This window comes from Haloarchaeobius amylolyticus (genome assembly GCF_042678045.1).
GTDB classification, from domain to species: domain Archaea; phylum Halobacteriota; class Halobacteria; order Halobacteriales; family Natrialbaceae; genus Natrinema; species Natrinema amylolyticus_A.
Map to the genome: position 1 here is coordinate 160,453 of NZ_JBHUDI010000009.1, position 13,600 is coordinate 174,052.

Genomic DNA, 13,600 nt, shown 5'->3' on the forward strand with positions numbered 1-13,600 from the left:
GTCGGCGATTCAGTATCGGCGTCACGGGCACTGTCCGTCGGTTCAGCGTCAGTCTCCGGCGACGCGAGAGTCTCGTTGCTCGAGTCGGTGGCCGCGTCGGCCTCGTCGGCGGTGGGTGCCGGCTCGAGCGCGCTCGGGCTCTCGTCGACGCCGGCTGTTGCATCGGTACCAGTCGTATCGGCACGGGTGCCCTCCTCGGCCGTCGAGTCGGCAGTGGCCGCTGCATCGTCGGATTCGATGTCGAATCCGGTGTCTTCGCTGAGCCACGCCGGTTCGTCGCCGACGTCGTCGTCCCCGATGGCGAACGCCGTCGAGTCGTCGCCGAGTTCCCACTCGCCCTCGTCGACGTCGTCGTCGACGGCACCGGCGAAGTCGAACTCGTCGATGTCAGCGCGATCGACATCGATGGGGCTCGCTTCCTCGACGTCGCCGAGTGCGCTCGCGAGACCGCTTGGGACCTGTCCACGGTACTCCTCGAACAGCGACTCTTCGGCACGCTCTAGAATGTCCATCGAGAGGTTGTACGTCTCGTTTGTCGCGTCCGGTCGTGGCACGAGCTCTTCTTTTTCCTGATCGACGTCGATCAGGACGCTCTCCATCTCACGGAGGTCCTCGAGGCTGTCCTCGAGTTGGCCGTTCGCGATTAGCGTGAGGATGGTGTCGGGATCGTTGATAAAGGCCTGGACCGTCGCGGCGACCTGAGCGTACGTGTTCAGCCCGTTTTTGATGAGATAGGCGAGAATGACCTCGCGCTTGAATAGTTCCTCCTCGAGTTTTTCCTTGCTCCAGCCGCGGTCGAACTGGATCTCTTCTAGGGTGTTCGAGTCCCCCATCTTGAGGAACTCGTCGGTTTCGGCCTGCCACTGGTAGACGTCCTGGACGTTGATCTCGTCGTGTTCGGCCTCGTAGTGGTTGATCTCCGTCAGCGACTTGTTCCGGCGCACCTTCCGGCCCTGTACCCGCGTCTGGGTCTGGATCGAGACCAGATCCAGCGCGGTGAACATCGTCTTCGAGACGTTGATGGGGTCCGTCGTAAATCGCTTCAGGACCTCGTCGACGGAGTCGGCGTGGAACGTCGTGTAGGTGGTGTGGCCCGTCGACATGACCTGGAACAGCGTCCGGCCTTCTTCACCACGGATCTCACCCATCACGATGTAGTCGGGGCGCTGACGGAGCGCGGCTTCCAGCAGGTCGAACTCGTCGACGTCACCCTGCTCGTCGTCGGCAAAGGAGGGGCGGGTAACGCTGGCGATCCAGTTGCGCTGGGGGAGTTCGACTTCTCGGGTGTCCTCGATCGAGACGATCTTCGCACTCGAGGGAATAAACAGCGACACCGCGTTCAGCGAGGTGGTCTTCCCGGACGCGGTCCCGCCGGCGAAGATCAGGCTCTTGTGGTTCTCGATGGCGAGCCAGAGAAAGGCCATCTCGTCCAGACTGAACGTGTTCCAGTTGATGAGGTCGATCGGCGTGAAGGGGACGTCCTTGAACTGACGGATGGTGTAGTTGGTCCCATGGTCGGAGACCTCCTTGCCGAGGGTGAGCTGGGCACGCGAGCCGTCCGGTAGTGTTGCGTCGACCTGTGGGAGCCGCTTGCTGATCCCCTTGCCCGACCGCTGGGCGAGTTTGACGACGAAGTCGTCGAGTTCGTCCTCGCCGTGATAAATGTTCGAGATGATCTGTTCGTACTCGGAGTGATAGACGAAGACGGGCGAGTTGTAACCGTCACAGGAGATGTCCTCGACGTTGATGTCGTGTTTGATGCCGTCGATGCGCTCGTAGCCGATGAAGTCACGTTTGAGCAAGTAGAGCAGTTTCTCGACCTGATACTCGTTTAACGTGTCCGGGTCGTCTGCGAGGATCGCCGGTTCGGGGCGGACTTCGATCCCCTCGAGTTGACGCGGGCCATCGTCTTCGTCTATCTCGTCTTCGTCGTCGTCGAGAAGTTCCTGCAGCGTTTCGAGGAACCCTTTCGACGTATCGTCCGACGTCGCCTCGAAGAGATCGTAGCGCTCGAGGAGTCGTCGGGCTTCGTCCTCGATGACCGTCCGTCGGCCGTCCTCCGTAGCCTTCTCTTTGATGCCCTCTTCGGCGTACTTGATCGCCGTCCTGAGCTTGCCCGAGAGGAACTCCTGGAGTTCCGTCTCGATCTCGTTCTGGTACGGCTCGACCATGTAGTACTTCTTCTCGTTTTCCTTCTCCGAGTGGAAGATGACGACGAACGCGTAGGGTTTGTTCACCCAGTAGCGCTCGACCTCGCGGAAGTGGGTCTTCTTCTCCATCGGGACGGCTTTCTCGAGGTCGTAGCGGTTCGAGACGGTGGTGTTGCCCGCGGCCGTCGAGAAGAACTCGTCCTCGTCGATCTCCTCCTGAATGTTGACTGTCCGCTCGTCGACGATGTCGTCGAGTTCGAGGGCGGCGTCGTTGCCGGCAGCAAGTCGTTGTTCTAGCGTGTCGGGATCGAATCCGAGCGCCTCCTCCTTGTCGTGGCGAACGATGTTGCCATTGCTATCGCGTGGGCGGCTGCCGTCGTCTTCGTAATAGTACTCCCACTTGTAGTGTTCCCAGGTCCAGGTGTCTTTGACGACCGGCGTCGTCTCCGGGTCGACGTACTCGAGAAAGCTGTCCCAGAGCGTGTCCGCGTTGTCACCGGCGATCGGGAGGACGTGGTCTGCGAGATCGTCCGGATGATGGCCTAGATACGACTCCGGATCGAACGCGACCTGGTTCCAGTCGTCCCCGCTGGGTACCGTCGTTTCGACGCCGGTGTCGGTATCGAGTCCGAGCTGGTCGTCCGCATCGGTCGGTTCAGGGTCGTCCGGATACAGGACGGATACCTCGTCGCCATACCCGTGTTCGTCCATGAACTCCTCCCACGTGTACTCCCCGACGCGGACGGCCGAGTTCGCGCTCGGCTCTGATTCGTGGGATCCCTCCTCTTCCGACACAGAATCGGACCCCTCCCCCTCAGAAAAGTCCCCGGCATCCGACTGGTCGGCTTCGTCAATAGCCATTACATTCCTGCTGACGTTCACCCCTCAAAAAATTCATCCGCCCATTACCATTTCTGATAATTTTCTCCAACCGTTTTGCCCGATCACGGCCCGCTTACTGTTGATCAATTCAAATCATCAATCTAACATGTGGCCGCATCGTGGGCTGGTACCCCTCACTGGCGTGCAAAGCTTGACGTGGCCGACGAGGGTACCGTGGGGCGATGAACGACCTGTTCGACCTCGACGGTCGGGTTGCAGTGGTAACGGGTGGCGGACGCGGTATCGGGCGTGCGATCGCCATCGAGTTGGCGAACGCAGGGGCCGCTGTCGTCCCAAGCGCCCGGTCGACGGACGAGCTCGAAACCGTCGCCGAAGAAATCGTCGCTGCGGATGGCGACGCGGTCCCCGTTCCAGCGGACGTGACCGATACCGACGCCGTCGGCGACGTTATCGATCAGGCCGTCGCCGAATTCGGTGGGATCGACATCGTCGTCAACAACGCCGGTATCAATCCGGGCGGCGCGCTCGGCCGGCCGGAAGCCGTCGACGCCGAACAGTTCGATCGCGTGCTCGACGTCAACCTCACCGGCACGTACGATGTGACGGCCACAGCAGCCGACCACCTCCTCGAGAGCGACGGCGGCTCGGTTATCAACGTCGCGAGCGTCGGCGGGCTCGTCGGCCTGCCACGCCAGCACCCCTACGTCGCCTCGAAACACGGGCTCGTTGGGCTCACCAAGAGCATGGCACTGGACTGGAGCCCCGACGTCCGTGTCAACGCCGTCGCGCCGGGCTACGTTTCGACCGATCTGACTGCGGACCTCGAGGCAGACGAGGGGCTTCGCCAGTCGATTATCGATCGCACGCCGCTCGAGCGATTCGCTACCCCCGAAGAGATCGCCGGTCCCGTCGTCTTCCTCGCGAGCGACGCCGCAAGCTACGTGACCGGTTCCGTCCTCGCAGCCGACGGCGGCTGGACGGCACAGTAAGCAGTATCGACGCTCGCCCGACCGGCGACTACCCACGAACCGGCGTTCTGACGACCACTGGTACAGCTTGCATTAACCAATAGGAACGATCGTCTAGTTACAGAGCGAACGGGCCAGCGATGCGGCCCACAGCTCGAGGAGTGCAATCGGACAGCGAGTTCGGCGAGGCGAACTCGAGAGACCGCTTCGAAACTGGGGACGTGGCGGGATTCGAACCACGGGAGCAGCTTGCTGCTCCCTGCTTCGAATCTCCGTGGCCCGTTCGCTCGTCGCATCCGCTCCTCGCAGAACGGGCGTGGCGGGATTCGAACCCACGATCAGAAGGTTAGGAACCTCCTGCCCTCTCCGCTAGGCCACACGCCCCGACGTGAAAAGAACGTTAGTTGGTTTCCGTCTCGGCGTCTGTCTCGTCTTCGTTGGTAACCGGCTCCGTGTCGACGAACTCGTCGTCGTCGCTGACAGCACTGTCGTCGTAGTTCCCGGATTCGCGCATTTCCTCGAGTTCCGTTTCGACCTTTTCGCGCCCCTTCTGGAACTCACCCATAGCTTCGCCGGTCGACCGTGCCAGCTTCGGGATCTTGTTGGCCCCGAAAAGCAAGATCGCGAGGAGCAGGATGACGCCAAGCTCCATCGGCCCGAATCCGCCGGGGATGAACAGCGGTGTTAGTTCGGCTTGCATTTCTACACACAGCTTGTCCACTGGCAATTATAACCTTTTTGGACCACTTAGGTAAGCAAGCGGCCACGACAGTCCGTCTACGAACGAGATTCGTCGAGAAGTGAATCGACACAGATCATATATACGATGCTGTCGGACACCTGCTCGGGCGGGACTGATCGCGTCTCGAGGACGTACGATGGCTGCCCCGGTCGTCCAGTCGGAGACGACAGCTGTTGGAGCCCAGCTGACTGTTTGTCGTCGAAACCCTTCCGCGAACGAAACTGTCTTTCCCGCGTGGTTGCAACGGACTGACGATGGTAACGACCGGAGACGCCGCACCCGATTTCACCGCACCGCTCGCGAACGGCGACATCGAGGAATTCACCCTCTCGGAACGGCTGGAAGACGAAGCGCCGATCGTCCTGGCTTTCTTCCCTGGCGCGTTCACGAGCGTCTGTACCACCGAGATGTGTACGTTCCAGGACCGGCTGGCGACCTTCAACGATCTCGATGCCAGCGTCTACGGCGTCAGTCGAGACTCGCCGTTTACGCTCAACGAATTCCGCGCACAGAACGACCTCGAGTTCGGTCTGCTCAGCGACTACAATAAGGACGTCGTCGACGACTACGACATCGAGATGGACTTCGCCGATCTGGGCGTCTACGGCGTCGCCAAGCGCTCGGTGTTCGTCATCGACGGCGACGGCGAGGTCGCCTACTCGTGGGTCAGCGACGACCCCGGTGTCGAACCCGACTACGACGAGGTCGAGGCCGCAGTCGAGGACCTCTCCTAATACTGCCGGCCAGAACTATTTGAAGAGCGATCGCTCGGACGCGGCCGTCGCCGTCTGAGACGGCCGGGTTTCGCGATCGATGTCGCACTGACTTCTATTCAGCAGTATGATGAGTCGTCGCAGCACAGCCAACCGATAACCGTCGCAGAACTTTTTAAGTCCGCACCCGAGAGACCAGTATGAGCGATTCTGCCGCCGGCGAGGATTCCCGCCGCGTTTACTCTCCCGACGAAGATCACGCCTTCCCCGACGAGAAACTGAACCGGGTTCTCGAGTACATCGAGGACGACGAAGAGATCGCGGCGTATCTCGAGGCACAGAACGTCAACGCGGTCGATCGGATGCGATACAACGATCACGGGACGAAACACATCGAGATCGTCCGCAACCGGGCGCTGTGTCTGTACGACCTGCTCAAGGCCGGCAACGTCGATTTCAACGGCGCTCGCCAGCAGGGTCTGGCCGAAGAAGACGAAGCGGTCATCATCACGCTCGCGGCGACGCTCCACGACGTCGGCCACGTCGTTCACCGCGATAGCCACGCGTACTACTCGATCCCGCTGGCAGCGGACATCCTCGAGCGAGTCCTCCCCGAGTTCTACGACGTCGCCGAGACCGTCCGAATGAAAGGCGAGGTCCTCCACGCGATTCTCTGTCATCACACCGCCGAGACGCCGCTGACGACCGAAGCCGGCGTCATCCGCGTCGCAGACGCCCTCGATATGGAACGCGGCCGTTCTCGGATCCCTTACGAATCCGGCGGTCGAGGCATCAACACCCTCTCGAGTCAGGCGATCAGCCGCGTGTCGCTCCAGCAGGGCGATACCACGCCCGTCATGGTCGAGATCGAGATGACGAACGCTGCCGGCGTCTACCAGGTCGACAACCTGCTCAAAGCCAAGCTGAAAGACTCCGGTCTCGCAGACCAGATCCGGATCGTCGCCGTCAATACGAACGAGAACCACGAGCAGCTGGTCGAACGGATCGAGCTCTAGCCGACGAACGTTACGTTGCGGCGCCGTTGGGCACCATCCTCGAAAAAGTGCGTGTCGGGGGTGACGTGCGCTCTCAGTTGCACGGACGCTTGCGTCCGCGATACCGGTGTGTGCCTCCACCTGGTCGTCTATTGTGCACCATACTCAGATTTCGCTTCTGAGCGGTCAGCTCCGCCGATCTGGTGTTCAGGCGAGTTCGTACTGGCTGTCCCGCCGTTCGATGTAGCCACGATCGCGAAGCGTGCCGATAATTGAGAGCACCGTTCCTTTCGTGATCGCGAGTTCGGTACAGAGGTCGTCAGCGGTTGCACTGCCAACGGCAGCGAGATACAAATAAACCAGTTTTGCTCGAGCGGAATCGAGGTCGGTTGGGATCGATACGTCGAGGTTCACCGTTGCTGACTGTGTCATACGAATAGACCATTATTTCGACGATAATAAATGTAATCTACAACAATCGTCGAACCGCACTGGTACAATGGATGTTACAATTATCGATCTAGTGTACGATGATCGTTGAATAACTCTGAATCAGCGCCGCAGCCGCTCAAGTGGCGGTTTCGTGTCTCGGCGATCGTCGTGATCGGCGAGTTGTGCCGATGTGGCCTGTCACTCGTGAATGCAGATGATGTCGGTTCTGTGGCTGTGCTTGCAAGCTGTCTGCTTATCGACTGACTCTTGGTGACCACGTCGTCGAGACTGGTCGAGTGAACCGCTACACTGACTTACAGTCAGTCGTATTGGACACGCAATGGCGACGTATATTACGGTTCTGGCGCTCCTGACTGGGTTGGTCACCGGCGCCCTGTTTCGCTTTCTCAACATCCCGATCCCTGCGCCGCCGGAACTCCCCGGACTCATGGGTATCGTCGGGATCTACCTCGGATACAGAGTAGTCGAGTACCTCGGCGTGGGTGTCGATCTCCTCGAGACGCTCGGCCTGTAGCCCCAGGACCTCCCGCCTACGCTGACCGGACGCTCACCGAGAGTCGCATCGCCGCCCAGATCAACAGCAGAATCGACGCAGGTGCGAAGACGGTGGCGACGAACGGGAGTAGCGTCGGTGGGAGATAGCTATAGAGGAGCGCACCGATTCCGACGAGCAGCAAGACGAGAATGACGGGCGCCCGCTGGCCGGTTCGATCGTCGTTCATAGGGACGACATAGGCTGTTGGAGCTATAAACGATTCTACTCGAGGTCGATCACGCTGAAAAGTCGGAATCCGAATCGCGAGGTTAGTAGCTACGCTCTTTGGGCTCGTAGGTCTTGTTCTGGCCCTCGAGGATGACCGGGCGGTAGAAGATCGAGGGTTCGCCGTCGTCCCAGGAGACGAGCGTGTGCTTGAGCCACTCGTCGTCTTTGCGCTCCTGGTGTTCCTTGCGCCAGTGTGCGCCACGGAACTCGTCACGGACGAGTGCGCCGAGTGCGATCGTCTCGGCGACGTCGATCAGGTTGCGCGTTTCGATGGTCTGCTGGAGGTCGGTGTTGAACGTCCGCGACGGGTCGTCGACGTAGACGTCCTGATACTCCTCGCGGCACTCACGGATGATCTTCAGCGCCTTCTTGACGCCGTCTTCCGTCCGGAAGACGTTCACGTAGTCGGTCATCGCCTGCTGGAGCTTCGCGCGGATCTCGGAGTGCTGGACGCCGTCGTCTTTGTCGATCAGGTAGTCGACGCGTTCGCGGGCCGTCTCGACAGCCCGCTCGAGGACGCCTTCGGCGTCGGCCGTGACGCCGCCGTCGGCGGCGACACCGCCGCTCGTCTCGAGTCCCGCTGCGCCGGGGGCGACCGGGAACTCGGTGTCGGTTTCGTCCTCGACATCGTCGCCGTAGCCGGTCTTGATCTCGGCCTCGCCGAGGTCGCCGCCGGCAGCGTGGTAGCCGGCGCGTCGGCCGAAGACGATCAGTTCCGGCAGGGCGTTGCCGCCCAGTCGGTTGCCGCCGTGGACGGAGACACAGGCACACTCGCCGGCCGCGTAGAGGCCGTCGATACAGGTCTGGCCGTTCTCGTTGACCTCGATACCACCCATCGCGTAGTGCTGGCCGGGTTTGACCGGCATCGGCTCGACGAGGCCGTCGACGCCCTCGAAGTCCTCCGCGAGGTGCAGGATGTTCTCGAGGCGGTCCATGATGCGCTCTTCGCCGAGGTGGCGCATGTCGAGGTGGACGTACTCGTCGTCGACGCCACGGCCTTCGTTGACCTCCGTGAGCTCTGCTCGGGCGACGACGTCGCGGCTCGCGAGTTCGCCGGAGTTGTTCGCGTAGCCGTGCTCGAACATGAACCGCTCGCCCTCACTGTTGTAGAGGATGCCACCTTCGCCACGGACACCCTCGGAGATGAGGACACCCGTCGACGGCAGCGACGTCGGGTGGAACTGAATGAACTCCATGTCCTCGAGGGGTACGCCCGCCCGGTAGGCCATAGCCTGTCCGTCGCCGGTACAGGAGACGGCGTTGGTCGTGTGATCGAATGCCTGGCCGGGGCCACCGGTCGCGAGGACGACGCCGTCGTTGGCCTTGAAGCCTTCAATCTGGCCGGACTGGACGTCGTAGGCGACGACACCGTGACACTCGCGGTCGCTGGGGTCGTTTTCGTCGGTCGTCGCGAGGTCCATGACGTACCACTCGTCGTAGACCTGAATGCCGCGTTTGACGACCTGTTCGTACATCGTGTGCAGCAGGTGATGGCCGGTCTCTGCACCGGCGTAGGTCGTCCGTGGGTACGAGAGGCCACCGAACGGTCGCTGCGAGACGGTGCCGTCTTCCTCGCGGGAGAACGGCATCCCCCAGTGCTCGAGATTGATCGTCTCTTCGGGGGCGTCCTGGGCGAGGGTCTCGACCGCCGGCGCGTCGCCGAGGTAGTCCGACCCCTTCATCGTGTCGTAGGCGTGGAGTTCCCAGTCGTCGCCTTCCTGTAAGGCGGCGTTGATGCCACCTTCCGCAGCGCCAGTGTGGCTGCGGACGGGGTGGAGCTTCGTGACCATCGCCACGTCGGCTCCCGCTTCGTGCGCTGCGACCGCGGCTCGGAGGCCGGCACCGCCGGCGCCGACCACGATAACGTCGTGTTCGTACATGGTTACCAGAATTTCAGGTTTTTCTTGACTGCTTCCCGCTTGAGCTCCTGAATGTGCTCGGTGAGCGGAATGTCTTTCGGACACACTTCGGTACAGGAGAACTGGGTCTGGCACCGCCAGACGCCGTGTTCCTGTTCGAGGATGCGGAGTCGGTGCTCCTTGATCTCTTCTTCCTCGCGGTCGTCCATCGCGAACTTGTAGGCCTTGTTGATCGCTGCAGGGCCGAGATACTCGTTGTCGCCGGCTGCGATGTTACACGAGGACATACAGGACGCACACCAGATACAGCGCGTGGACATCTTGACCTTCTCGCGGTTTTCACGCGACTGGCGCTGTTCTTCGAGCTCGCTCGCGTCGGGCGTATCTTCGCTCTTGAAGTACGGCTCGACGGCGTGCATCTGGTCGTAGAAGTGGTCCATATCGACGACCAGGTCCTTGACGACCTCCTGATGTGGCAGCGGCTCGATGCGGATCGGCTGCTCTAAGTCGGAGATCTGGGTCTTACAGCCCAGTCGCTGCTTGCCGTTGACGAAGAAGGCGTCGGAGCCACAGACCGCCTGCCGACAGGAGTGTCGGAACGTAAGCGACGAATCGAACTCGTCGCGGGCGTACATGACCGAGTCGAGGACGGTCATCCCCTTCTCGAAGGGAACGTGGAAGTCGTCGAATCGGGGTTCCTGTTTCCCTTCGACTTCGGGGTCGTAGCGGAACACCTTGATGTGGACCGTCTCCCCCTCGAATTCGGCCTGGCTTTCGTCACGCTCGTCGACCATGCCGCCGCCTTTTTGTTTCTCGGCTGCCGGAGACTCTGCGCCTTTCATCTCCGGGTCTTCCGGTGCTTCTTGCGTGTCGGGTTCGGCTTGTTGTGTGCTCATCTTAGATCATCCCTCCCATGACGAGTGCGACGTAGGTCCCCTGTGCGACGAGTGCAACGCCGGCGAGGGTAAGCACTGCCAGCACGATCTTCTTTTGGGTTCCCTTGAGGCCCTGGTTGACCAAGGCGTTGTAGACGCCGTTGACGCCGTGGAACGCGGCGGTGACCAGGAACAGGACCATCGTCAGGAGATAGCCGACGTTCTCCATTCGGGCCTGCGTTCCCAAGAAGGTTACCTCGTACGCGTGGTTGACGAAGTGCAGAAGGAAGAAGTGGAAGGCGAGGACGACGACGAGAAACGCCGCCGTAAGTCGCTGGAAGAACCAGCCAGTACCGCCGGGCGTAAACGAGGAGTAGCGCTCGGCCATTAGATCCCCACCCCCGTCAGGAAGGTCGGGACGCTCGCGACGGTGATCGCCCCCGTCAGCACCAGCGAGGCGTAGAAACTCTTGTCCTGTGCCTCGAGTCCGATGCCGAGATCGACCATCAGCAGGCGGAGGCCGTTCAGGATGTGGAAGACGGCCACCGCGAGCAGGCCGATCTCGAGCAGGCGGATGAGGAACAGCCCCTCGAGTCCCTGCAGCGTCGTGGTGTAGATGTCCGTTTCGTCCATGATTGCCGCTTTGTTACCGGCTGCGCCGAGAGAAGTGCTCAGCACGGAAATGTGGGTAAACAGGTAGCCGATCAGGATCCACCCGGTGAACTTGTGGAAGATCCATGCCCACATCCCGGCCGAGAACTCCTTCCAGCGACCGAAGTCCTCGACGAGACCGCGATTGTAAGACTGACTCATGCGCTCATGTGGTCCGTTAGACCGCGAGGGTATAGAAGTTACTTTTATCTCGTCCGCCTCACCCTCAGCCCATCCGATATATGACGGGGTGAAAATACCTTTCGCCGAGCGTCGAACCCGTTCGATCGATGCGTTCGAGGCGCTGTCGCCGCTGTGTGTGATCGGCATCGACAGCCGCCAACTGCGGTCTCAGAGTTCCGATCGTGAGCTCTCGGTCGTTCGCTCGCGCTCGAGAGCGGTGAGGGTATCTGGCGAGAGCCCGACGAGGTGACAGAGCGGGTTCCCCGGGTAGACGACGGGGTTCTCGAGGACGCCGACGATGAGGCCGGTAAACGGCGCTTCGACGGTGACGATGTCGTCTTCCTCTTTGAACGGGTTGGTGATGGCACAGATCACCTCGCCTTCCTCGACGAGTGCGCCGCGGCCGCGTTTCATATCGACGATACCGCCGGCATCGGCACGGAGCCAGGTCTTCTCGTCGTCGGTGTCGATGATGGTCCGCCAGCCGGGCCAGTGGACCGACGACTCCCGGTGGAGGCCGAACTCGGCGAACACGCTCGCGACGCCGGTGAGTGCGCGGTCGATCAGCCGGCGCTGGAAGCGGTGGGCTTCGCCCATCTCGACGGTGATCGTGGGGATACCGGCTTCGCTGGCCTCACGGCGTAGCGTTCCGGAGGGGCCTTCGCCTGCGATAATGACGTTGGAACTGAACGCGTTGGCGAGTCTGGAAACGGCCGGTCGTTCCATATTGGCCCGAACGTGGAGCATGTTCGTCCGCCCGCGTGTCGACGTGTGGAAGTCGACGCCAATGTCACAGGGTTCGATGAAGTTCGTGAAGATCTGGTGGGCCATCCGTCTGGCACTGGTCGACCCCTCGCGCCCGGGGAACGACCGGTTCAGGTCCCGGTCGTAGATCGGCAGGTACCGCTCCTGTGCGATAAAGCCAGGGACGTTCATTACGGGCAGACAGATCAGCGTTCCGTGGAGGATCGAGTGATCCCAGTCGTGGGCGACCTCGCGGACGACCTCAATGCCGTTGAGTTCGTCGCCGTGGGCCGCCGCCGAGAGAAAGACCGTCGGCCCTGGGTGTTCGCCGTTGATCACCGTGACGGGAATCCGAACGGGGTCGCCGAGATACGTTTCGCTGATGCCATACCGGATGTTCGCCGATTCGCCGGGATCGACGCGCCCGCCGTTGTACGTAAACGGCTCGTTCGTCCCGTCGGTTTCGCGTCCGTCGTCGGGCGGTTCGGTCGCCGTGTCGTCGCTCATAGAAGGTTCTCCGGGGGCATCACCGTGAATCTTCCCCCTTGGCTATCGCTCGAGCGGACGTTCCAGACGCCCTGAACGACACTGTCGACGGCCTCTCGAGCCGTTCTGTGTCACTTTCCCGGCAAACGCCGCGTTCGTTCGAACAACGGATACCAGAATCTGGGGTTGTGGGCATACGTTTTGTATCAGGCCGTGCTATGGCCACCCATGGAAATTCGAGAGGCGACCGAATCGGATACCGAGGCGATTCGCACTATCGCACACGACTCGCTCAATTCCACGTACACGGCGTTTCTCGCCGAAGAGACGATCGACGAGGCGATCGAGCAGTGGTACGGTGACTCGTTTGTCGACGACCTCGCCGACGACCGCGTGGTCTTTCTGGTCGCCGAAGACGACGACGAGATCGTCGCCTTCTCCCAGAGCGAGCTGGTCGGCCAGCAGTCGAACATGGGCCATCTCCTCTGGTTGCACGTCCATCCCGACCACCGCGACGGCGGCACCGGCGTTCGGCTCCTCGTTCGAACCCGCGAAACGCTGCTCGAGGAGGGAGCAGACGGGATCCAGTGTTTCGTGCTCGAGGACAACGAGGTCGGCAACGAGTTCTATCGATCTCACGGCTTCGAGCAGGCCGGCCAGCGCGAGGTCGAGATCGGGTCGAAGACGTTCACGGAGAACGTCTACGTCGAGAGCGACCTCGAGAGCGGCGAGTGGGGCGCGATCGACGAGGTGACGACCGACGGCGAGACAGTCTACGTGAGCTACGGCGAAGCGGCCCGCGGCTCGAAGTCACCGTTTTACACGGCCTACCGGACCGAGAATCGTGAGGAGCGCTACGCCTGGTTCTGTGGGAACTGCGAGTCGATCGATAACGCGATGGACGCGATGGGACGGATCGAGTGTAACAACTGCGGGAACCGCCGGAAAGCGACCCGGTGGGACGCGTCGTACCTGTAGACTGGAGACGTAGCCGTCGTCTTTTGTCGCGGTTCATCACGTGCTGGGACTCGCGGTAACGGGGTGCTATTCGAGACGTACGATGAGATTTCGGCCGTTTGAACCTCGTTACTGACGACGTCACGTCCTCCAGCTGTGGACCACAGTCTGGCGGGAATTCAGTGGCGAAACCCGACTGTCATCGCGGCTGTGACGAT

Annotated in this window: 14 protein-coding genes and 1 tRNA gene; 5 read left to right on the plus strand and 10 right to left on the minus strand. The window is 61.5% G+C overall.

Translation table 11 applies throughout. From position 1 onward, the window contains the following. On the minus strand, positions 1-3,011 hold a 3,011-nt coding region (locus tag ACFR99_RS14480; RefSeq protein WP_390288554.1), incomplete at its 3' end, for a type II/IV secretion system ATPase subunit. Between the two features lie 203 nt (positions 3,012-3,214). Here ACFR99_RS14480 and ACFR99_RS14485 point away from each other — a divergent pair. Then, positions 3,215-3,982 carry an SDR family NAD(P)-dependent oxidoreductase gene (locus ACFR99_RS14485; RefSeq protein ID WP_390288556.1) on the plus strand — a complete coding sequence of 256 codons (768 nt, stop codon included), beginning with the start codon at positions 3,215-3,217 and terminating at the stop codon, positions 3,980-3,982. A 290-nt stretch (positions 3,983-4,272) separates the two neighbouring features. Here the strand turns inward: ACFR99_RS14485 and ACFR99_RS14490 are convergent. Both ACFR99_RS14490 and ACFR99_RS14495 read right to left on the minus strand, forming a co-directional pair. After that, a tRNA-Arg gene (locus ACFR99_RS14490) sits at positions 4,273-4,345 on the minus strand. Between the two features lie 16 nt (positions 4,346-4,361). Beyond that, complete coding sequence (locus tag ACFR99_RS14495; protein WP_390288558.1) at positions 4,362-4,661, minus strand: twin-arginine translocase TatA/TatE family subunit; 300 nt, start codon at positions 4,659-4,661, stop codon at positions 4,362-4,364. A 296-nt stretch (positions 4,662-4,957) separates the two neighbouring features. On the opposite strand from ACFR99_RS14495, the gene ACFR99_RS14500 reads away from it, so the two are divergent. Further along, positions 4,958-5,437 (plus strand): redoxin domain-containing protein, encoded by a 480-nt coding sequence (locus ACFR99_RS14500; RefSeq protein WP_390288560.1) that lies wholly within the window; start codon positions 4,958-4,960, stop codon positions 5,435-5,437. A 179-nt stretch (positions 5,438-5,616) separates the two neighbouring features. Continuing rightward, positions 5,617-6,432: an HD domain-containing protein gene (locus ACFR99_RS14505; protein ID WP_390288562.1), complete on the plus strand. Its 816-nt coding sequence runs from the start codon at positions 5,617-5,619 to the stop codon at positions 6,430-6,432. A gap of 186 nt (positions 6,433-6,618) precedes the next feature. On the opposite strand, the gene ACFR99_RS14510 is transcribed toward ACFR99_RS14505, so the two are convergent. Then, a complete protein-coding gene (locus tag ACFR99_RS14510) occupies positions 6,619-6,843 on the minus strand; it encodes a MarR family transcriptional regulator (protein WP_390288564.1) in 225 nt (74 codons plus the stop codon). A gap of 340 nt (positions 6,844-7,183) precedes the next feature. On the opposite strand from ACFR99_RS14510, the gene ACFR99_RS14515 reads away from it, so the two are divergent. Then, positions 7,184-7,378 carry a XapX domain-containing protein gene (locus ACFR99_RS14515; protein WP_390288566.1) on the plus strand — a complete coding sequence of 65 codons (195 nt, stop codon included), beginning with the start codon at positions 7,184-7,186 and terminating at the stop codon, positions 7,376-7,378. A 16-nt stretch (positions 7,379-7,394) separates the two neighbouring features. Here the strand turns inward: ACFR99_RS14515 and ACFR99_RS14520 are convergent, their stop codons facing one another. The 6 genes from ACFR99_RS14520 to ACFR99_RS14545 all read right to left on the minus strand — a co-directional run bounded on the left by ACFR99_RS14520 (position 7,395) and on the right by ACFR99_RS14545 (position 12,446). Further along, on the minus strand, positions 7,395-7,586 hold the full coding sequence (locus ACFR99_RS14520) for a hypothetical protein (protein WP_390288568.1): 192 nt from the start codon (positions 7,584-7,586) through the stop codon (positions 7,395-7,397). Between the two features lie 82 nt (positions 7,587-7,668). Beyond that, positions 7,669-9,507 carry an FAD-binding protein gene (locus tag ACFR99_RS14525; protein WP_390288570.1) on the minus strand — a complete coding sequence of 613 codons (1,839 nt, stop codon included), beginning with the start codon at positions 9,505-9,507 and terminating at the stop codon, positions 7,669-7,671. 2 nt (positions 9,508-9,509) lie between these two features. Next, positions 9,510-10,382, minus strand: coding sequence for a succinate dehydrogenase/fumarate reductase iron-sulfur subunit (locus ACFR99_RS14530; RefSeq protein WP_390288572.1), 873 nt, complete (start codon positions 10,380-10,382; stop codon positions 9,510-9,512). Between the two features lies 1 nt (position 10,383). Next, a complete protein-coding gene (locus ACFR99_RS14535) occupies positions 10,384-10,749 on the minus strand; it encodes a succinate dehydrogenase hydrophobic membrane anchor subunit (protein ID WP_390288574.1) in 366 nt (121 codons plus the stop codon). Then, positions 10,749-11,174 carry a succinate dehydrogenase, cytochrome b556 subunit gene (sdhC, locus tag ACFR99_RS14540; protein WP_390288576.1) on the minus strand — a complete coding sequence of 142 codons (426 nt, stop codon included), beginning with the start codon at positions 11,172-11,174 and terminating at the stop codon, positions 10,749-10,751. Before sdhC ends, ACFR99_RS14535 begins: the two co-directional genes overlap by 1 nt. A gap of 189 nt (positions 11,175-11,363) precedes the next feature. Beyond that, on the minus strand, positions 11,364-12,446 hold the full coding sequence (locus tag ACFR99_RS14545) for a succinylglutamate desuccinylase/aspartoacylase family protein (protein ID WP_390288578.1): 1,083 nt from the start codon (positions 12,444-12,446) through the stop codon (positions 11,364-11,366). A gap of 207 nt (positions 12,447-12,653) precedes the next feature. Between ACFR99_RS14545 and ACFR99_RS14550 the strand changes: the two genes are divergently transcribed. Further along, positions 12,654-13,403, plus strand: a complete 750-nt coding sequence (locus ACFR99_RS14550) for a GNAT family N-acetyltransferase (RefSeq protein ID WP_390288580.1) — start codon at positions 12,654-12,656, stop codon at positions 13,401-13,403. Positions 13,404-13,600 lie beyond the last annotated feature (197 nt).